The sequence below is a fragment of the Oceanobacillus sp. GQ8 genome (genome assembly GCF_059758495.1).
This window is the reverse complement of record NZ_JCAXEV010000002.1, coordinates 149,557-168,612: the sequence shown is the minus strand read 5'-3', so window position 1 is coordinate 168,612 and position 19,056 is coordinate 149,557. Positions and strand designations below refer to the sequence as shown.

General features: G+C 39.2%; 21 protein-coding genes. 8 read left to right on the top strand and 13 right to left on the bottom strand.

Translation table 11 applies throughout. The features are described 5' to 3' along the window. Nucleotides 1-17: 17 nt before the first annotated feature. Both AC6CHS_RS05820 and AC6CHS_RS05815 read right to left on the bottom strand, forming a co-directional pair. A complete protein-coding gene (locus AC6CHS_RS05820) occupies nt 18-710 on the bottom strand; it encodes a YdeJ family lipoprotein (protein ID WP_498234792.1) in 693 nt (230 codons plus the stop codon). Between the two features lie 262 nt (nt 711-972). Beyond that, a complete protein-coding gene (locus AC6CHS_RS05815) occupies nt 973-1,419 on the bottom strand; it encodes a hypothetical protein (protein WP_498234790.1) in 447 nt (148 codons plus the stop codon). A gap of 225 nt (nt 1,420-1,644) precedes the next feature. Here AC6CHS_RS05815 and AC6CHS_RS05810 point away from each other — a divergent pair, with 225 nt between their 5' ends. Further along, a complete protein-coding gene (locus AC6CHS_RS05810; protein WP_498234788.1) occupies nt 1,645-2,055 on the top strand; it encodes a hypothetical protein in 411 nt (136 codons plus the stop codon). 106 nt (nt 2,056-2,161) lie between these two features. On the opposite strand, the gene AC6CHS_RS05805 is transcribed toward AC6CHS_RS05810, so the two are convergent. From AC6CHS_RS05805 to AC6CHS_RS05780, 6 genes are all read right to left on the bottom strand, one after another. Next, nucleotides 2,162-4,012 (bottom strand): LTA synthase family protein, encoded by a 1,851-nt coding sequence (locus AC6CHS_RS05805; RefSeq protein WP_498234786.1) that lies wholly within the window; start codon nt 4,010-4,012, stop codon nt 2,162-2,164. Between the two features lie 2 nt (nt 4,013-4,014). Further along, a complete protein-coding gene (locus AC6CHS_RS05800) occupies nt 4,015-5,616 on the bottom strand; it encodes an aminotransferase class V-fold PLP-dependent enzyme (protein WP_498234784.1) in 1,602 nt (533 codons plus the stop codon). Between the two features lie 27 nt (nt 5,617-5,643). Continuing rightward, entirely contained in the window at nt 5,644-6,195 is a 552-nt protein-coding gene (locus AC6CHS_RS05795; RefSeq protein WP_498234782.1) for a glycerol-3-phosphate acyltransferase, read from the bottom strand. Between the two features lie 125 nt (nt 6,196-6,320). Further along, on the bottom strand, nt 6,321-7,052 hold the full coding sequence (locus AC6CHS_RS05790; RefSeq protein ID WP_498234780.1) for an AAA family ATPase: 732 nt from the start codon (nt 7,050-7,052) through the stop codon (nt 6,321-6,323). A gap of 281 nt (nt 7,053-7,333) precedes the next feature. Beyond that, the gene (gene dacB, locus AC6CHS_RS05785) at nt 7,334-8,863 is read right to left on the bottom strand and encodes a D-alanyl-D-alanine carboxypeptidase/D-alanyl-D-alanine endopeptidase (protein ID WP_498234778.1); all 1,530 of its coding nucleotides are present in this window, start codon (nt 8,861-8,863) and stop codon (nt 7,334-7,336) included. Nucleotides 8,864-9,064: 201 nt separating this feature from the next. After that, nucleotides 9,065-9,919 (bottom strand): LysR family transcriptional regulator, encoded by an 855-nt coding sequence (locus AC6CHS_RS05780; protein WP_498234776.1) that lies wholly within the window; start codon nt 9,917-9,919, stop codon nt 9,065-9,067. A gap of 122 nt (nt 9,920-10,041) precedes the next feature. On the opposite strand from AC6CHS_RS05780, the gene AC6CHS_RS05775 reads away from it, so the two are divergent. Continuing rightward, complete coding sequence (locus AC6CHS_RS05775; protein WP_498234775.1) at nt 10,042-10,923, top strand: DMT family transporter; 882 nt, start codon at nt 10,042-10,044, stop codon at nt 10,921-10,923. Between the two features lie 155 nt (nt 10,924-11,078). Beyond that, nucleotides 11,079-11,438, top strand: coding sequence for a Lin0512 family protein (locus tag AC6CHS_RS05770; RefSeq protein WP_106898391.1), 360 nt, complete (start codon nt 11,079-11,081; stop codon nt 11,436-11,438). Between the two features lie 118 nt (nt 11,439-11,556). Here the strand turns inward: AC6CHS_RS05770 and AC6CHS_RS05765 are convergent, their stop codons facing one another. The 3 genes from AC6CHS_RS05765 to AC6CHS_RS05755 all read right to left on the bottom strand — a co-directional run bounded on the left by AC6CHS_RS05765 (nt 11,557) and on the right by AC6CHS_RS05755 (nt 13,594). Continuing rightward, nucleotides 11,557-11,865: a hypothetical protein gene (locus AC6CHS_RS05765; RefSeq protein ID WP_498234773.1), complete on the bottom strand. Its 309-nt coding sequence runs from the start codon at nt 11,863-11,865 to the stop codon at nt 11,557-11,559. Between the two features lie 91 nt (nt 11,866-11,956). After that, nucleotides 11,957-12,523, bottom strand: coding sequence for an NADPH-dependent FMN reductase (locus AC6CHS_RS05760; RefSeq protein ID WP_498234771.1), 567 nt, complete (start codon nt 12,521-12,523; stop codon nt 11,957-11,959). Nucleotides 12,524-12,535: 12 nt separating this feature from the next. Next, entirely contained in the window at nt 12,536-13,594 is a 1,059-nt protein-coding gene (locus tag AC6CHS_RS05755) for an LLM class flavin-dependent oxidoreductase (RefSeq protein WP_238021097.1), read from the bottom strand. Between the two features lie 150 nt (nt 13,595-13,744). Here AC6CHS_RS05755 and AC6CHS_RS05750 point away from each other — a divergent pair, with 150 nt between their 5' ends. Beyond that, entirely contained in the window at nt 13,745-14,092 is a 348-nt protein-coding gene (locus AC6CHS_RS05750) for a winged helix-turn-helix transcriptional regulator (RefSeq protein ID WP_036578047.1), read from the top strand. Nucleotides 14,093-14,142: 50 nt separating this feature from the next. Here the strand turns inward: AC6CHS_RS05750 and AC6CHS_RS05745 are convergent, their stop codons facing one another. Further along, nucleotides 14,143-15,612, bottom strand: coding sequence for an MDR family MFS transporter (locus AC6CHS_RS05745; protein ID WP_498234769.1), 1,470 nt, complete (start codon nt 15,610-15,612; stop codon nt 14,143-14,145). A 202-nt stretch (nt 15,613-15,814) separates the two neighbouring features. Between AC6CHS_RS05745 and AC6CHS_RS05740 the strand changes: the two genes are divergently transcribed. The 4 genes from AC6CHS_RS05740 (at nt 15,815) to AC6CHS_RS05725 (ending at nt 18,521) form a co-directional block, all read left to right on the top strand. Next, nucleotides 15,815-16,213: a group-specific protein gene (locus AC6CHS_RS05740; RefSeq protein ID WP_498234767.1), complete on the top strand. Its 399-nt coding sequence runs from the start codon at nt 15,815-15,817 to the stop codon at nt 16,211-16,213. 53 nt (nt 16,214-16,266) lie between these two features. After that, the gene (locus tag AC6CHS_RS05735) at nt 16,267-17,073 is read left to right on the top strand and encodes a GNAT family N-acetyltransferase (protein ID WP_498234765.1); all 807 of its coding nucleotides are present in this window, start codon (nt 16,267-16,269) and stop codon (nt 17,071-17,073) included. Between the two features lie 132 nt (nt 17,074-17,205). Then, a complete protein-coding gene (locus tag AC6CHS_RS05730) occupies nt 17,206-17,289 on the top strand; it encodes a putative holin-like toxin (protein ID WP_498235679.1) in 84 nt (27 codons plus the stop codon). Between the two features lie 365 nt (nt 17,290-17,654). Continuing rightward, entirely contained in the window at nt 17,655-18,521 is an 867-nt protein-coding gene (locus AC6CHS_RS05725; protein ID WP_238021101.1) for an SDR family oxidoreductase, read from the top strand. A 64-nt stretch (nt 18,522-18,585) separates the two neighbouring features. On the opposite strand, the gene AC6CHS_RS05720 is transcribed toward AC6CHS_RS05725, so the two are convergent. Continuing rightward, complete coding sequence (locus tag AC6CHS_RS05720) at nt 18,586-18,999, bottom strand: GNAT family N-acetyltransferase (RefSeq protein ID WP_498234763.1); 414 nt, start codon at nt 18,997-18,999, stop codon at nt 18,586-18,588. Nucleotides 19,000-19,056: the final 57 nt, after the last annotated feature.

Below are 19,056 nucleotides of genomic sequence, written 5' to 3'. Positions count from 1 at the left end.
CCGCCCCTTATTTCTTTCTAGTGAATTTTCATAATGTCTATGAGCTTTATAATTTCTTCCTCATTGCCCGGATCAATTTTCACTAGCTCTGTTTCTTCGATTAGACGCTCTGTGTACTCTTTCATGAACTCTTCATCTACCTCCGCGTCACTGCTATCCCAACGTAGAGGAACATTGTAAACATTAATTGTGCCATCTCCATTACCACTATATGTAACGGAACCATCAACCAAGCGTGAACCTGCTAGCTGGATGACATCTTCTGGATAATTCGCACTGGTTTCATCGTTAGGATTAATTGGCTCTCCCGCAGCAATATGCCGAACATTTAATTCATCGATCTCCTGGTTAGGACCAAGCTCTAGCCAAACTCGCGCATATTCAATTTCCTCTGAAGAATAATCCGAAAGTGACTTATCCTTATCTTCTTTGTCTTCAGAATTACTTTCTTCGTCTTGGTTTCCGGTTTCCTCTGAAGAAGTATCATTAGAATCGTCGTCCGCTTCTGTAGTAGCCGTTTCTGATTCTTCCTCAACGTCAGATTCATTTTCATCCTTCTCGTTCGTTTGCTCTTCAGATTGTGAAGCATTGTCACTTTCTGTTGAATCTGATTCTGATTCTTCATCTGAACCTCCGCCACATCCAGCAAGCAATAGAACAAGCAAAAGTAAAAGGAAACTACCATAATATTTCTTTGTATACCTTTTCATCAAATCATTCCTTTCTTCAATCAAAAGATACCACACTACACTATAGAGTCAAGTGGACTTTGGCAAGTAGATGTGACACCGAGAAAATAATTCAAATCCCAATGAATCTACCTGCATAATTAGTCGCCCCATAACAAATAAAGTTACATTTTTTGTTAAAATTTTTATTGATCAATATATAGGTAGTTCACGGTAAAAAGCCTTCATCATAAATTGAGATCTAATATGACCAAGGCATTTATAGTGGCTTCTTTTTAATTCTCTATAAAAAAATAAGACATCTAAGGGAGATTAGCAATTTATTTAGCGTTACTTTTCTTATGTTAAAGACATATTTTTCACTATACCCCAAGTCAAAAGAAGTCTGCACGATTGTCTTCCCTTTTAGATAGCGAGATGTTACAAATTGAGATTCTGTTTCGTCCAATTCCGCGATCGCTTCATCAATAGATGTAACGATTATATGGTAATGCAACAATTCATCATATAACTTCAGAACTTTTACACTTGATAAACTATCCAATTCTTCACCTAAAGATTCTATCGTAACCTTACCATCCACTTCATAGCGTGAAACAAAACCCGGAACCAGGTGATTTAATTGCTTCTTTATAATTCTTATCGCCGCTTTATACGTCGTATAATTTTTTAAATGGGTTTCTAGCTTCTTTATATCATCCTTTTCTGCCTTCCTCATACTCTCGTTCATAAGAACCCTCCCTATAGATTTTCTTACTAGTAATGCTAAAGGATTATATGAAGCAAGAAGTCTTAATCTAATTAAAAGTTGCTACAATAAAGCTCAACCTATTCTACGGATAAAGTACAGTATTTTTCTAAATCATCCGAATTGGAAAAATTATCCTTTTAATTAGCGCAAGGCAGTGGTACAATAAAAACAGAATGTATGTTCTATTTTTAGGAGGGGTACAGTTTGCAGATGGAACTCACCAAGAAAGAAAAAAAAGATAAAATAAAATTAATAGAGTACTATTTAAAGCATTACACAACATTTAAAGTTGCGAATGATAATCTACAAAGACAGCTTCAGTACCTTACACCAGATGAAAACCAAAGCCACCTCTCTATGAACTCAGATGAAAAAGAAAAGATCATCATCATTCGCAAAAAATTAAACGAAACGCTCCTAATAGAAAATTCCATTGAAAATGCCATTTCAAACTTAGATATAATTGAACAGAAATTTATTAACTTAAGATATTTTCGGAACTATTCCATTGAAAAGACAGCTCAGACTATCGGCTATAGCAAAGCCTCCCTATATGTACTCAGAAGTCGTATCATGGATAAACTACTCATTAGTTTCGGGATTATGATAAAGTGAAACTTCAATCAGTGGGGGTTTTCGTTCTTCTCCCACTGATTGTTAGTTGAACGAATCGGGGTGTTAGCGTCCGTTTACTCCCACTAAAAACTAACTGCCATAAAAATTACTCAACAAGGAACCTTAATAAATCACCAAAAATGATGTTATCTGATAGCTCCAACTCTTGTCTCACTATTTCTGAATCTGGTTCACAATACTGGTCGTCTATTTCCTTTCCGTTTTCTTTTCCATAACAAACATTATCCTTATAAATGTACTCCTCTGATATAAAACTACCATCTCGGAAAATGACAGGATGATCATTATCTCTTGTGAAGAGATTACGCCCGAAAGAATAGAGATCATCTGTCTCTAAGCCTAGAAGGTGAAGAAGCGTTGGCCGAATATCAATTTGTCCACCTTGTGTCTCAATTGTTTGCCCCTCTTGTCCTGGGACATGGATAATTAATGGAACTTGTTGATAGTTCATATGGTTAACAATATTAGGCTCTTCATCTAATAATTCACTCAAACCTTGTTCATATTTTTTAGAAATACCATAATGATCCCCAACTAGGATGAAGACGGTATCCTCGTACATACCTTTCTCCTTTAGCTTTTCAAAAAATGTTTCAATAGATTTATCTAAATAACGCACTGTCGTAACATAACGATTTACGACGCCCACTTCGGTATCCGCTTCATCAATAAATGTATCCTCTTCCTCTAACAAGAAAGGGAAGTGATTCGTTAACGTAAGGAATTTAGCATAATAAGGCTCTGGTATTTCCTCTAAATGATCAACGGATTGATTAAAAAACGGAATATCTTTAATCCCATAATTAATGGAGTTTTCCTCTGTTACGTTATAATCTTTTTTCGAAAAATACGTATCATAACCGAGTGCTTCATACATTTGATCCCGATTCCAAAATGTCCGATCATTCCCGTGAAATGTGGCTGCATAATAGTCATTGTTCTGTTTTAATATATGCTGGAGACTCAAATACGTATTTTCTGGTCTTCTTACAAATGCAGAGCCACTTGCTAAGGGATAGAGGCCCGTATCCACGATAAATTCAGCATCGGATGTTTTTCCCTGTGCAGTTTGATCATAGATTTGGTTAAAATAGAAACTATCTTTAATAAGATCATTTAGAAATGGTGTCACTTCTTCTCCATTTACTTTTTGATTTATAACAAAATCTTGGGTCGATTCTAACGTGATGAAGACAACGTTTTTTCCCTCTGCTATGCCGAATAGATCCGTAGGTTTGGAATCAATTTGCTGTAAATACTTTTGTGATGTAACGGCATCTGTCTCATTAGCAACTACCCGCTGTAGAGGAGCTTTTACCCCTAAAGCTATATCGTATACATGGTAGTTTAGTGGTCCCAATGTCTTCACCATCTGCTCTCTGTCATACGATTCGGAGAAAAGATGGACTGATTTAACCAATCCTAAACAAATTGTCATCACGACAAGTGTTGAGCCAACTAGGATATAGCGCCTCTTCCTTTGTTTTGACACAGTAAGGTTCGATTTGGTTTTGAAAAGAAGCCATCCTACTATAAATAGATCGATAAACATAAAAATATCCCATGGACTCATTAATTCAACTGTACTGGCACTCAAGCCACCAACATTATCAAACTGAAAAAGAATTGGTATCGTAACAAAATCTGTATAAAAACGATAATATAGCAGATCCCCGTAGAGAATACCTGTCCCGATTACGAGGAGGCCAAACAGTATAAATCTATTTACCTTTTTACCAAAATAGAAACTAAAACCCATAATGAGTAAGAGGGAACCTATCGAACTTGTTAGTGTTAAGATAATATCAAAAAAAGAATGCATACTTAGATTAAAGCCGACAAAGCATGTGACCACTGTCTTTAACCAAAGAATGCCTGTTACCAATAAGGTGAGTTGTGTTCCTGACGTATTTGCTAACCTTTTATACCGTGACATCATTAAACGAACGCAACCTTACTGTTTATAATTTGCTTTAATATAGCAAGTGCTTCTGCAAACTCCACCAATGAATGATCTCCCATTAAGGCAAATTGGATCCAATTCCGTTTCAACAAGTAATCACTTTCATAGCTGACGATGACTCCTTTATCCTTCAACCGATCTCCTATGGATTTAGAGGAAACACTACTTGGAAGCGGAAGGGTTATAATGCCAGGTGAGTAATCCTCCATTCCTAAATAGTCAAAGCCTGCTTCTGTTAGCATGCTCCTGACATCATTTGCTAACGTTTGCTTCCCCTCTAAACTCACCCTTTTCACGGCTTCACTTAGTGCCAAAATAAGGTTTGATGAATGCGTATATGGAACGCTATCCGTTTTTGTGTACTGCCCTAAATCCAAATATCTTGGTATAGAATTACTAGGTTCAATTAGCTCTTGGTGAAAAACAATGCCTAATCCTGGATAAGCACCCAGTCCTTTGCCACTTACCGTACTAGCTAAATAAACATCTTTTAAATTAACGGGAACAACTCCAACTGAACTGCATGCATCCACACATAATTTCACATCGTAATCTATTGCTAATTGGGAGATTTTATCCAGATCATAAAGATAGCCTGTTGATGTCTCGCAATGTACTGTCCAGATCCAACATATTTCACGATGCGTTTTTAGGTAACGCTCAATCTCTTTTATTGTTACTTTCTCGTTCCACTGTTTTTCCAATTTAACGTAATGTAAACCAAGCCTTTCTGCATGGTCGATTAACCGATACCCAAACTCACCATTGGCAATGATTAAACCTTTTCCAGGTAGTTTCTTCATTTGGGCAGCCACTACATCATTTGCAAGTGTACCTGTCCCAACGACGATTTGGGCATTGTTGGCATTTACCAGTTCGCAAAGCTTTGACTGAACGGCCTTCATCTCATCAATAAAGGCTTTTGAACGATGAGAAATAGCTGTATTCTTGAATGCTCGTTCCACCTCTTTATTTATTGCCACAGGGCCCGGTAGAAAATTGATTGGCTTGGTTGGTTTCTTTTTTTGTAACATCATTTTAGTAAAGGCTCTTGAAGTGGTGGCAAATTTCTCTTTGGTTAAGTACATAGGTTGATACATTGCACCTTCCGTTCCTACCATTGGACCGAACGATTCAAATCCGATTCTTTTATACAGTTTGATTTGTCGATCAGTACCTGAAATAAGCGCCATATTATAATTCTTTTCTAAACAATAACTAACAAGCAAATCCACCAATTGATAAAACACCATGCTTTTTCGATATTCTTTTTTTACAGAAAGCAGTCGCACTTCACACGGTGTTGCGTGTTTCGGGAGATAATCATCTAGATTTTCTAACTTATGATCTAAGGAAAATGGACGATTAGCACAAACAGCAATCATCCCAACTACTTCCTCTTCATCCTTTGCAATAATATATGTATTTTCCCTATCAAATTTGTCGATTAAGCGACGCCTTTGATTTTGTTGATGTTGCGGAATTTCTTCTACAAAAGTTTCATAGTTTAGCTGATATATTTGCTCCATTTCTTCTGGTTCTGACGCTATTTTATATGTTAAGGTATGTTGTTCCATGTGCAACCTCCTCAATTCATGTAGGTATTATTTTTTTATAATGTGTGGGATGATGACCACGATTAATAATAGTAATAGACCAATAGCTAAATCAGTTTCTTCCAATATCCAAGCTGTAATAGGAATGGAAGTCATCGAGATCAACCCAATGATTTGAAAGTTGCGGATAAGTAGATAACCTATGCCTACACATATTCCTAACACGGCAATCGCAAGTGGAAGGCAATACAACGTCGAGGCCAAAAAAACAACGACTCCTTTTCCACCTTTAAAGCCAAGCTGTACCGGCCAAATGTGCCCAATCAACAAGAAGAAAGTGCTAACCAATAGCATGATGTCATGTTCCGGGAATATAGCCGTTGTTATCGAAAGGGCGATCATCACCTTTACAACATCAATAAGAAGGGTATACATAAACCCTTTCTTCCCGAGCTGTCTTCCTGCATTTCTTGCGCCAACATTCCCGCTCCCAAGCTTGCGAATATCTTTTCCGATCATCCATTTCGCTATATAAAAAGCACCCGTTATGCTTCCAAGGCTATAAGACAGCAGAACGATTAACATAACCTTCCAATCCATGTGCTCCCCCCAAACGAGTCACTCTTTCTTTAGAAAAAGGGTTCTTGTACTTTAGACAGAAAATAGTACACGTTTAACTCCATTATATCGTTATACATTGTAAGAAATAAGGGTATTCTTTATTGTTATTCAAATAAATGATGCAGCAACCTATCCTTATTTTCAAAAAACTGCTTCATGGTGCGGTAGTGGCCCGTTTCCTCTAACGCTGTTTCCTGCATGCCATCCTCTGTCAGTTCGATTAGTTTTGCACCAGGATAAGCCATCAGAATGGGGGAGTGGGTCGAAATAATAAATTGCGCTCCTTCATTAACAAGCTCATGAATTCGTGCAAGCATGGACATTTGCCTTAATGGCGAGAGTGCAGCTTCAGGCTCGTCCAATATGTAAATCCCTTCACCAGAGAAACGGTGGAGAAAAGCCGCAAAGAAGGATTCCCCATGTGATTGCTCATGGAGCGACTTTCCTCCATAAGAATCTACAGCCCCTATTTCTTCAATATTTGTGACGACATTGTAAAACGATTCCGCTCGAAAAAAGAAGCCATCCTTTGGACGTAATGGGCCCTTTGCCACTCGCAAATAATAGTCGAGCTCCGAATGGGAATCATAGCTGGAAAAATTAAAATTACGTGTGCCACCTTCTGGATTAAAGCCCAATGCAACAGCAATCCCCTCTAATAGGGTTGACTTGCCCATCCCATTCTCTCCTACAATATAGGTCACATTTGGATGGAAAGTTAGCTTATCCAAATGTCGAATAACTGGAAGATCAAAGGGAAAGCGATTATAGCTTGGAATATGATCTCTTTTTAATTCCATGCTTTTTATATAAGCCGTTGATTCATCAAGTCGCATCGGTCCACCTCTTTTTTCTTTATTTTAACAGAATTGTTTTCCTTTTGGGAGAGTGAGCGTGAGAGTTGGAGGGCTTAAGTGTTAGCTCGATTAACTTGCGAGGGCTGATGATTCACTTTTAGCTTCTCTTGATTCACTTCTCGGCGCTGACGATTCACTTTTGCCCCTTGTCGTTTCACTTTCCCTTGTTTTGTGCAACTTCCCCCTGTTTGCAAGAAAAATTCACCCTAAAAGCTAAAAAGCTACCCTCCATACGGAAGGGCAGCTTTCGATACCTTTACTTATTCGGAAAATTGATGCTCAGCTAGGGTAGTTGCAATGTCATCTTCTATGGCGCGGGCACCGGAGCTTGATCCGAGATAGTTGTTAATTAGGATGGAGAAAATGAGCTCCTCTCCGTCTGCTGACGTTACATAGCCAGAAAGCGTGGACACGCCTGTTAGCGATCCCGTTTTGGCCGTGACATTCCCTTTTGCAGGTTCTTCTGTCATCCGATTACGCAACGTTCCACCAACAAACCGATCTGATTCACCAGCAATAGGGAGCGCATATTGAAATTCTGAGAACCAATCTGTTGCTTGAATTTCATATAAAAATTGGGCAAGATCACTTGCTGGTATCATCGTCTTATGCGACATGCCAGATCCATCGCGTAATTGAATCGTATCTTTATCCATTCCAAACTGGGCTGCCACGTCTTCGATTACGTCCAAGCCTTCATCCCAGCTTCCTTCATCAGCGACTACTTTCCCCATTTCTTTCGTAAGCACCTCACCATGTCCGTTGTTGCTTAGTTTCATAAATGGAATCAACAGCTCATGAAGTGGCATCGACTGCTTGGATGTAAGCAGCTGAGCATCTTCAGGAGTCGTGCCAGTCTTTTCTTCAGATTTACCTATAAATTGAATGTTCTCTTCTTCCAATGCTTTCTTAAACACATCTAGAGCATAACCTGTGGGTTCCCAGACAGATGCCCACGAGCGTGAATTGGATCCATCCACTGGCATCGTTCCCTCTACGACAATCTTATTAGTACCATGCTCGCGTTCGATGGAGATATCTTTACTCTCACCTGCAGGGACCATCTTAGTTTTGTTTTCTATTGTGACATAATCTGTTTCAGGGCTTAGGCTTATCTCCGCCTTTCCACCGGGCTCATCGGCAGGGCTTACTTGGACAATAACTGTACCTGCGTCATAATCTTCATTTGGAGAGAGCGTTAGTGCAGAGACTTGGGCTCCTGTATAGAAAGGCTCGTCCGACCAGTTTAAGTCCTGGGAAAGCCGCACATCGTCATACCACGTGTCGTCTCCAATTAGATCTCCTTTTACCTTTTGAATCCCTTGTGCTTTCAGTTCTTTAGCAAATTGAACAAAATCCACTTTTAAGAGCGTAGGATCTCCCTTCCCTTTCAGATAGAGGTCTCCATGTAGGACTTTTCCGCGTTTTTTTCCGTTTGTCAGTACTTCAGTAGAAAACTGATAATCTTTTCCCAATGTTTCCAGAGCAGCAGCTGCTGTAAGGATTTTCATATTGGAGGCTGGATGTAAACGAATATCTCCATCCTGTGAAAAGAGTTGTTCTCCTGTCTCAGCTTGCATGATGTTTACACCTGTTATTGCTCCGTCCAACTGTTCATTATCTAGGATGTGGCGCAACTTTTCTTCCAAGTTCGCTTCGGCAAATTCTATGTCGGTTATCTCATCGGTTGCTTTAACAGATTGTCCACCTTGATCAAGAAATGGAAAAACGGCGAGGACAGCAATGACCAGTAAAAATAGCATTTGTTTCAAACGCATCTTTGACATCATACCCTTGTACACCCCTTTAAATTTTGAATATTTAAATTATACAGTATAATATCTACACTTAGTAGAGTTCTAGTAGAAAAGGGATACTTGGGCCTAGGTATCATGCAAAGATCCAACCATAGAAGGACTTCTATGAACCTACACTATCAAAAGTGCATCCTTCAAAATTATGGTATTTCCGCTGTGATGGTTTTAGCAACTTTATTGTGAGCTTCCTAATTTACTTCGTTCAATCAGTTGCTCCTCTAAGTATGAAAATTGATGATTTCGTCTGCTGACTAAATATAAGTCGATGTGTTGGTATGGAGCGGGGACTTCTAAGTAATTTTTAACGTCAAAACGTTCTACAATGTGCTTTGATACAATAGCAATCCCCATGCCAATGGTTGAGAACTTAACTAACGTGTCGAAATCGGCTACTTCTATAACTTTTCCTTGTTCAATATTAAAATCGGTATATAGTTGATCTAATCTATTAAAATACAAGCATTCGTTAGATAGTGTAATGACATCCTTGCCGAATATATAATCATAAAAATTAACATTTGCAGTGATATTCTTCCCAATTATCACCATTTCTTCTAAACCAACCTTTTGATACTGGACGCTCTTATTATGCATTGCTCCAATTGTGTAAGCAAAATCAAGATATCCCTGAACAACTTGTTCCTCTAAATACTCTGTTGAACCTGTTTTAAACCTCACAGAGAGTTTAGGATAAGATTTATACAGTGTTTCCAAAGCGTCTGAGAACAATGCTCCTCCGATGGATATCATTGTACCTATACGGAGCTTTTCCTCGGTTCTGCCCATTTTCAGTTCTGTCTCTTCCCATAGTAAAAGTATCTGCTTGAATTGGTTGTATAATGTTTGTCCTGATTCTGTTAGCGTTACCCCTTTTGATGTTCTGTTGAAAAGGACTTGATTATAATGCGCTTCAATCTTCTTTATTTTAGACGTCATATTGGATTGAAGGTGGTTTTGTTTAATTGCAGCAGCCGATATACTTTCTAATTCAGCAACTGTTACAAATGCCTTCATATTTTCTATATCCATGTTAGTAAAGCCCACTTTATCAAAAAAAGTGATAACGATATCAACAATAGACATTATTCTTGATAACACGTTCTTATTATAATGGAATTATTCAATGATTACGTAACGGAAAGGAACAAGCAATGAAAAAATATATGCTCTTAATTCTTATAAGCTTGATTTGGGGTTCACAGTTTTACTTTGCCGAAAAAGTATTAGACGAAGTAGACCCCCTTACACTGGCAGCAATTCGCTCAACTATAGGTGCTCTCACCTTATCAATTGTTGCTGTGTTCCTAAAAGGTGCAAATCATAAGAAGGGAAAATTGCCTACAGCTCGGAAATTATATTTCCTGTATGTTTGCATTGCATTACTAGAGGCCGTCATACCATTCTTCTTAGTTGCTTGGGGACAGCAAAGAGTAATTAGCAGCATCGCTTCCATTTTAATTGGTACTACCCCTATATGGACGATCCTTATCGTGAGTTTAATTTTTCGAAAAACACTTAGCCGATTACAATTTGCAGCCGTATTAATAGGTTTTATTGGCCTTGTCTTTGTGTTCGCACCGAACCTAGGGAATGATTTATTTTCAAATAGTATAGTGGGTTTTATAGCCCTCTTAATCGCAGCAATTAGTTATGCAAGTGCTTTAGTACTCATGCAATATTTGCCATCTGAATCAACAATTGTGTCGATGCGAAATATCCTGTGTATTGCTTCCATTATCTTAATCCCGTTCGCTTTAATTATAGAAAATCCTATACTAAACAGACTTAGTGTAGGCACGGTATTCGACTTAATAATTTTAGGTGTGTTTCAAACGGGAGTTGTCTACTGGCTTTATAACATCTTAATTCATAAAGAAGGACCGATTTTTGCATCCTTTTCAAATTACTTTATTCCAATAATTGGCGTGTTACTTGGCTCTATCCTTCTAAATGAGCATCTATCAATTTATATGATGTTCGGGCTACTTATAATTATATTCTCGATTACAATAAGTAGTAAAACGAAAGACTGATTACCGCCTAAAAACAATACGTTCCTTCATTTTTGCTATCTATTACTATTTTTATGTTTAGGCCAGACTATCACTCAAATCCTGTGTTTGATTCCACTCCACCTCGGGAATCGACTAATATGAACGATACATCCTTCAAAGAGAGGAGTTTTATAATGAATCAAGTTCTTTTTATTCAAACAGGAACTGGTATCGACGTTCATGGACAGAATATAACGAAGGCAGCTGTCCGTGCAGTAGAAAATGCAATCTGGTTTAACTCCATGCCAGGCATTGAGAAAAGCCTTCCTGAACAGCAATTAGAAAATATGAAAGTACAGGTGAAGTTGGCTGTACCGCTTGAACGAGAGCAGCTGGATACGGAAAGTGTTAAAAAGGCAATCCCGTACGGCTCCGTTTCGGTAGATGTTACAGATGGTGGAATGGCCACATCCAGTGGGATCACCCTGAAAGACAAAGGCGATGAAAATGACTTAATGTATATTGTGAATGCTGCCGTTGAAGTAGGCTATTAAGAATTTTGATCTTAAGGTTTTCTGGTTTTCTCCCACCCAAAGCAGGACAAGGCTGGCATACGCCCCTTGTCCTGTTTTTTGGTAGACTTAATTTATGTTTCTTAATAGGTGCTCTTTTTCAGTTAGAATCCGGTAGTTTAATATCATCGAGTCTAATCGTGTCATTAGGCAATATTGTATAAGTTCCTACGTACTCTTTATCTAATTCAAGCAATTTATAGACTTCAATTAATTGAATTTCCATTCTCATTACTTCTTGGTTGGGGCTATTTGGATCATATGCTTCAATAAAATAACTATCCTCATCAACAAATTTCTCTGTTATCTTTAATTTTGAAGCCACGTGTTCATAGTTATCATTCTTGTCTTCCTGATTAGCTAAAAAGAAGGCTAGAATGAATATAACTACTATAGTTAATATAGACAAAAAAATTACCTTATTTTTCAATCAGCTCCCCCTTTGCAAAATATATTCTCACCTCTTCATTGAGTAACACAATTTAGTACCACTCTATAACTTAAAAATCATACTCCGCTTCTTTAACTTCACGAATTTTCGTATAGGTTTCGGTTAATACGACGGTGTCTTCGACGAGTCTTTCAATTCGAAAATGGACATCATCATTGGTAATTTCTTTGCGATAAAAGTCACTTTCTTCAATGAACACATAGGTTTGTACGATTTGGGCTTTCATGTATCCAAGAATCGGCTTTAATTGCTGTTCTACAATTAAGAAATGCTTTGCAGATCCAGCCGTCACAAGCATACTGACTACCTTATCTTGAAAAGCGTTTATTGGCAGTAGATCAAAGATATTTTTTAAAGTAGCCGGGATGGAAGCCTGGAATATAGGGGTTCCTATAATCACAGCATCTGCTTCCATGATCGTTTTCGTCACATAGCCGGTATCTCCCTCATAATCAAGGTAGTTGCGCCCATCACTAAATTGAATGTCATAATCGGCTAGGTCGAGTAGTTCTGTCTCCATTTCTGGATACTTCTCTTGTAATTTAGTTATCGTATAATTCATAGCGGTTCTTGTTTTGGAGCCAACTTTTGAGCCGGATAGTCCCACAATCTTCATCTGTATTCACCTCTATTTTTTTGCTGTATGCTTTTTGATTGCCGGAAGAATTTCTGTTCCGATGATTTCAATGTTTTTACGTAGCTTATCGAACGGCATACCACCAAAATCTATTTGGGCAATATAGCGCTGATGGCCAAACATTTCATGCTGGTAAAGCATCTTTTCGATGATTTGCTCTGGGCTCCCTATATTCATAATACTATGCGGGTCTGCACCTTGTGCAAAAGCTTGTTTTGGAAAGCCTTGTCCATTTGTACGCTTCATACCTTCGTTAATATGTGGATACATATCCCTAAGCGCCGTTTGCATGTCTTCAGCCGCGTAAAAGAATCCAGCAGTTGCAACAGGCAGCTGGTCTGTATCAAACCCTCGGCTTTGTGCTGCTTGGCGATACGCATCAATTGATCGTTTAAAGCTGCTTGCTGGTCCACCTAAATGAGCTAAGAACATTGGCACACCCGCATAGCCTGCTTTAATCGCACTTGCAGGCGAACCACCGACAGCACGCCAGATTGGCAATGAGCCGTTAAGTGGGCGTGGAAGAATCTTGGCATTGTTTAACGGAGCGCGAAACTCGCCTTCCCAGTTTACAACCTCTTCTTCATTTATTTGTCTTAGTAAATCAAATTTCTCTTCAAAAAGCTCTTCATAATTGCGAACATTATAGCCGAGTAAATCAAACAAGCCAATTCTTGATGCTCGCCCGGCAACAATCTCCGCACGCCCACCAGAAATTAGATCAATTGTAGCAAAATTCTCATAAACACGCACGGGATCTGATGTGCTAATAATAGTCGAGGAACTAGCAATTTTTATATTCTCTGTAGCCTGGGCGATTGCTGACAAAACAACGGCATGTGCCTGGGTAGCGAAGAAGTCCTGATGACTCTCGCCGACACTAAAGAAATCAATTCCCGCTTGATCAGCCAGCTTTGCTAATTCAATAATTTCCTGTATGCGTTGCTGTGCAGGAATCCGTTTCCCTGTATGTGGATCTGGCAGATGATCGCCGAGTGTGTAAAGCCCGAATTCCATTCCTTTGCTAGGATCTATACGATATTTTTCCATTCATTCTCAACCTTTCTATCTTACATAATCTATATCTGCATTCTTTCTATTTTCCCATTATAATGCTATTGTAAGGTATAATGAATTGTTTATGAAGTACGCACTATAAAGTGGTATAGTATACAAAAGGATACTAAAGGAGTGAAAAGCATGGATAAGGTACCAGAGTTATGTCGCGTTGAGGATGCACTTAGTATTTTGGTCGGAAAATGGAAGCCCATCATTCTTCTTCATTTACTGCAAAAGGGGACACAACGATTCAGTGAGCTTAAACGCAGTATGCCCGGAATAACACAGAAAATGTTAACAAAACAATTACGTGAGCTGGAGGAAGAGGACATTATTGAGCGGGTTGTGTATCCACAGGTCCCTCCCAAAGTAGAATATTCTATGACGGAATATGGGAGAAGTCTAGAGCCGATCCTAGAAGCAATGCATGAATGGGGAACAAAGCATACCATCCATAAACAAGCTAAGCTCGACCAGCAAACCTCCTAACTTTATATATAAACGAAAAAGCTCTCCCTTTATGGAAGAGCTTTTTTCGTTTACTCTGACATGCTTTCTTCATTAATCTTACGTGTCATTTCTTTTTCTTCCTTTGGTGAGCTTAGGAAAAATGCGAGTAGTAGACCAACGAATGCTAGTACGGTGCTTCCCATAAACGCCCATTCAAACCCTTGGATTTGGGCAAGCTGACCAATCGCATCTGCTGATTCATTTTCTTCTGGTGTAAACTGCTTCGCCCCAACTGTCGTCAAGGTGACAAGAATAGCTGTACCGATCGAAGCTGAGATTTGCTGCAATGTATTAGCCATTGCCGATCCATGTGCATACCATTTTGGTGGTAACTGATTTAATGCTGATGTCATAACTGGCATTAAAGCGAAAGATAAACCAAACATCCGAATGGCATATATCGTGGACAGGTAAGCAAATGATGTTTCCATCGATAAGTTTGTGAAGAAGAAGGTCGTTACGGTAACAATGGTAAGACCGGTGATTGCTAGATACTTACCACCAAATCGATCAAACAGAATGCCTGTGATCGGAGACATAATTCCAATTACGATGGCTCCTGGTAATAGCATTAGCCCTGATTCAAGTGGGCTAAAACCAAGTGTGTTTTGCATAAATAGTGGTAGTAGTGTCTCTGCACCAATGAGAGAAATCATCACTGCCATTGTTATTACAATCGCCAGGCTAAAGATACGGAATTTAAAAATACGGAACTCGAGAATCGGTTGTCGAAGCTTCATTTGTCTCAGTATGAACAACGTAATTAAAATTGCTCCGCCGATAATCGCAATCAGGACAGTAGCGCTTCCCCAGCCGTGCTCTGAGCCAATACTAAATCCGTAAAGAAATCCTCCAAACCCTAGTGAAGAAAGAATAACCGATAGGACATCTAACTTTGGTTTGCCAAGATCCGTCACATTTTTTAGGAAAAGTGCTGCCAAGATTATGGTAACCACCACTATTGGTAGTACAGTGAGGAAAAGTGCCCGCCACTCGAAGTGTTCAAGTAGCCAGCCCGATAAGGTAGGTCCAATTGCAGGACCGAAAGCAATGACAATACCAATCAATCCCATTGTTGTTCCACGTTTCTCTACTGGAATAATCGCCAGCAATACTGTCATTAAGAGTGGTAGCATTATCCCAGAGCCAGATGCTTGAATAACCCTTCCTAACAGTAGTACAGGGAAAACAGGAGCAAGCGCTGCAGTCAATGTTCCTATTCCGAATAGACTGATTGCTGTTAAGAACAGCCCGCGGGTCGTAAACCGTTCAATAAAGTAAGCTGAAATCGGGATCATAATCCCATTCACCATAAGAAATGCTGTTGTCAGCCATTGAACCTGAGCTTGTGATATTTGAAACGCATGCTGGATCGTTGGAAGTGCTGTCGCTAAAAGCGTTTCATTAATAATCCCCATAAATGCGCCAACTAGCAATGCTATAATCATGGCGATTTTTTGGCCTTTAGGCAGATTAAATGAATTCGCAGATGTAGCCATATATATCCTCTCCTTCTTTCTATCTTTGTTAATCGTGGGTTTTTTATGTAAAAACCTAAGACATCTCTTTACTATATCGGATACTTTCGCTTTCAAACAATTAATGTGCCTGTAATTTTTATTAATTTTTGTTTATAATTGAATATTTTGACATAGTGGTATAATAAAGGTGCTTACCATAAAAAGAAGAAGGAGATACAGGATGAAATATTATATTGCATCAAGCTTTCAAAACAAAGAAAATGTCCAAGCTGTCAGTCAGTATCTTTTCTCTAAAGGACATGTGAATACATACGATTGGACTTTAAATGAACGTGCAAACACTGTTGACCAACTCGAAAGGATTGGCACATTAGAAAAACAGGCAGTGGCAGACTGTGACCTATTTATTCTGTATTTACCAGGTGGGAAGGGTAGCCATGTTGAACTTGGTTTGGCATTAGCCTATGGTAAAAAAGTTATTATCTACAGGGAAAAGGCGTTTTCACCAGAAGAAGCATCGAGTTTTTATTACGTTGAGGGCGTGAACCATGTGTTTGGCAGTTTGGAGAAGCTATTTACTGAAATTCATGAGGTTGAGGAAAACAGGAAGCTATTTTAGACTTTCTTAGAACATATTAAGCAGGCAGATAAAAAAAGAAAGGGGTGATCCTATTGCATCGAATTTTGACACCAGCTCTCGTTCAGAAGATAGAGCAAATGGAGGTAGCAGTACTTGATTCCCGACTGAAAGCAATTCAGGGTATTCAGAGAAACCCCATGCAGGTGGAGATGGAGCAGTTTGGGAAGGCGGTAGCGTTTACCGCTAAGCAAATCCCTGGTCCTGCGTTTAACACAGTGAGGGGGCTTCACGGAGTGGATATAGATAAGATAGACGAAATTCTGACCTTTTTTCAGGAGAGAGAAATCCCTGCCCAATTCGAGCTAACGCCAGCTTCTGTATCTGAGGAGCTATTAAACTTGTTAACGGAAAAGGGATATAGCCAGAATCGATTTCATACTACACTCTACGGATCCTGCGAGGAATCTTTTCCCATGTATCATCCTGAAGTGGCCATACATAAACTCGATAAAAATGACTTCCATACGTTTGCAGACATTTACACGAAAGCTTTTCAAATGCCTGTTTTTTTAAAAGATGCAGTCGCACAAAATAATGCTGTTTTATACGGAAAAACAGGCTGGAGCTTCTACCTTGCTACTATCGGACAAGAGCCTGCAGGTATTGGGGTACTGTTTATCCAGGATGGAATTGCCGAGATGGCGGCTGCAGCTACGTTACCAGAATTCCGCAATAAAGGGGTACACCAGGCATTACTTCAAGAACGGATTAAACACGCATTGGAGGCAAATTGCCACCTGCTAGTCGGAGAGGCAGCCTACCTGAGCACAAGCCAGCGGAATATGGAAAGAGCCGGGATGAGACTTGCCTACACAAAGGCAATTTGGCGGAAAAGTTAAGATAGAGAAGTTCCTTATAAATAATTAGGTTTGAAAATAGTAGGGGAGGCATTTATGTTATAATTCTCTTACGTGCAAAAGGCTATTCGTGGGTGGTGGCTCACTCCCTTTTATAGAAAGGGGGTGTTGCCTATGACAGTGTTTGAATCCATGGTTTTAATGATCTCTTTTGGGACATTAATTGTGGCGATCCTGTCATTTAATCATAAAAAATAACCACCCCAGCCTAGCAAGCTAATTAAGTGGTGGTTATTTTATCATCTTATTAGTGAGCTGCCCCCTTGAAGGGCTACTGCACTTAACCGTTTGGTGTTACAGCACCAAGCGGTTATTTTATTATATGAATATCTATACATAGTATACCCTATTCTATGTCTTTTGAAAACTATAGATAAATGAAGAATGGTTCAATACGAGCTTACTTTAACAAAAGAAACATAAAGGAAAATGTATAGTATTTTTAAGGGAATTTTTTTAATATTAATCGTAAGCGCTATCTCATGTTTTCTTCTCACCATAGGGTGGAATAGACTATTGTGACGCAAAAAGTAATGTATTTAATCAAGGAGGTAATGTCACTTATGGATCCGAAAGAGATGCAAAAGGGTAGTACCCCTAGACAAAAACAAGAGAAACAACCAGGTATTGAGTCAAAAATGAACCCATTACCGGCACAGCCAACAGAATATAAAGGCTCAGAAAAACTGAAAGGAAAAAGCGCCTTAATTACAGGCGGCGACAGCGGGATCGGACGCGCTGTAGCAATGCTTTACGCGAAGGAAGGGGCAAATGTTGCCATTTCTTATCTTGATGAGCATGACGATGCAGAAGTAACGAAAAAAGCAGTTGAAGCAGAAGGGGTAAAATGCCTGCTACTTCCTGGGGACATTAAAGATGCCGCTCATTGTAGAGATCTCGTACAAAAAACAGTTGATGAATTTGGCAAATTGAACATTCTCGTAAATAATGCAGCCATCCAATTTGTTCGAGAAAATATTGAAGATATTTCAGATGAACAATTTGAAGAGACATTCCAAGTCAATTTCTTCTCCCAATTCTATTTAACAAAAGCGGCAGTGCCTCATATGCAGGAAGGCGATTCTATTATTAGTACTTCTTCCATTAACGCATATCGAGGGAACCCAATCTTTATGGACTATTCCGCAACTAAAGGCGCTATCACGGCATTTACTCGAAGCATTGCCCAAAGCCTTGCGAAGAGAGGAATCCGTGCCAATGCAGTAGCACCAGGCCCTGTATGGACACCACTTATTCCATCTTCCTTTGATGAAGATGGCGTAGAAGGGTTCGGACAAGACACGTTAATGGGCCGACCTGGCCAACCATCTGAACACGCAATGCCATATGTACTACTGGCTTCAGATGAAGGTTCTTATATCACAGGACAAGCTATCCATGTTAATGGTGGCGCTTGGACCTCATCTTAAGACGTAGCTACTTAAATAGAATGATGAAAGTGCAGGGATTCTTTACGGCTCCCTGCACTTTTTATTATCCTTCTAGTTTTGCAAAAGCCACCAATGAACCCTTGTCACAGGACTCGAAGCCATTTTTCTCATAAAAATGCCTCACATCTGGTGCCTCTTCTGTTAACAAGACCTTCTGCCGCACATGCTCATACTTCTGCATCACTTGTTCCATCAACTTTGTGGCGATTCCTTGATTTTGATAAGCGTTCAATACCAAAATATCCTGGATATAGAGGATCGTTAACCCATCGCCTACGACACGGATTAGGCCGACTAATTCCTCACCATCCCAAGCAGAGATTACACCAAGCGATACCCGCAGTGCATTGTTCAATGTGTTTGGATACTTCGTATACGCATACCATCCCACATCATTATATAGTTTCATTACCTGTTCTTTGTCTATGTCTTTACTATCTTGAAATGTTATGTTCATTTCTTCTCCTCCTCAAAATTTATTTATTTTGAAGAGTTACGTCGCAATTTCTCCACT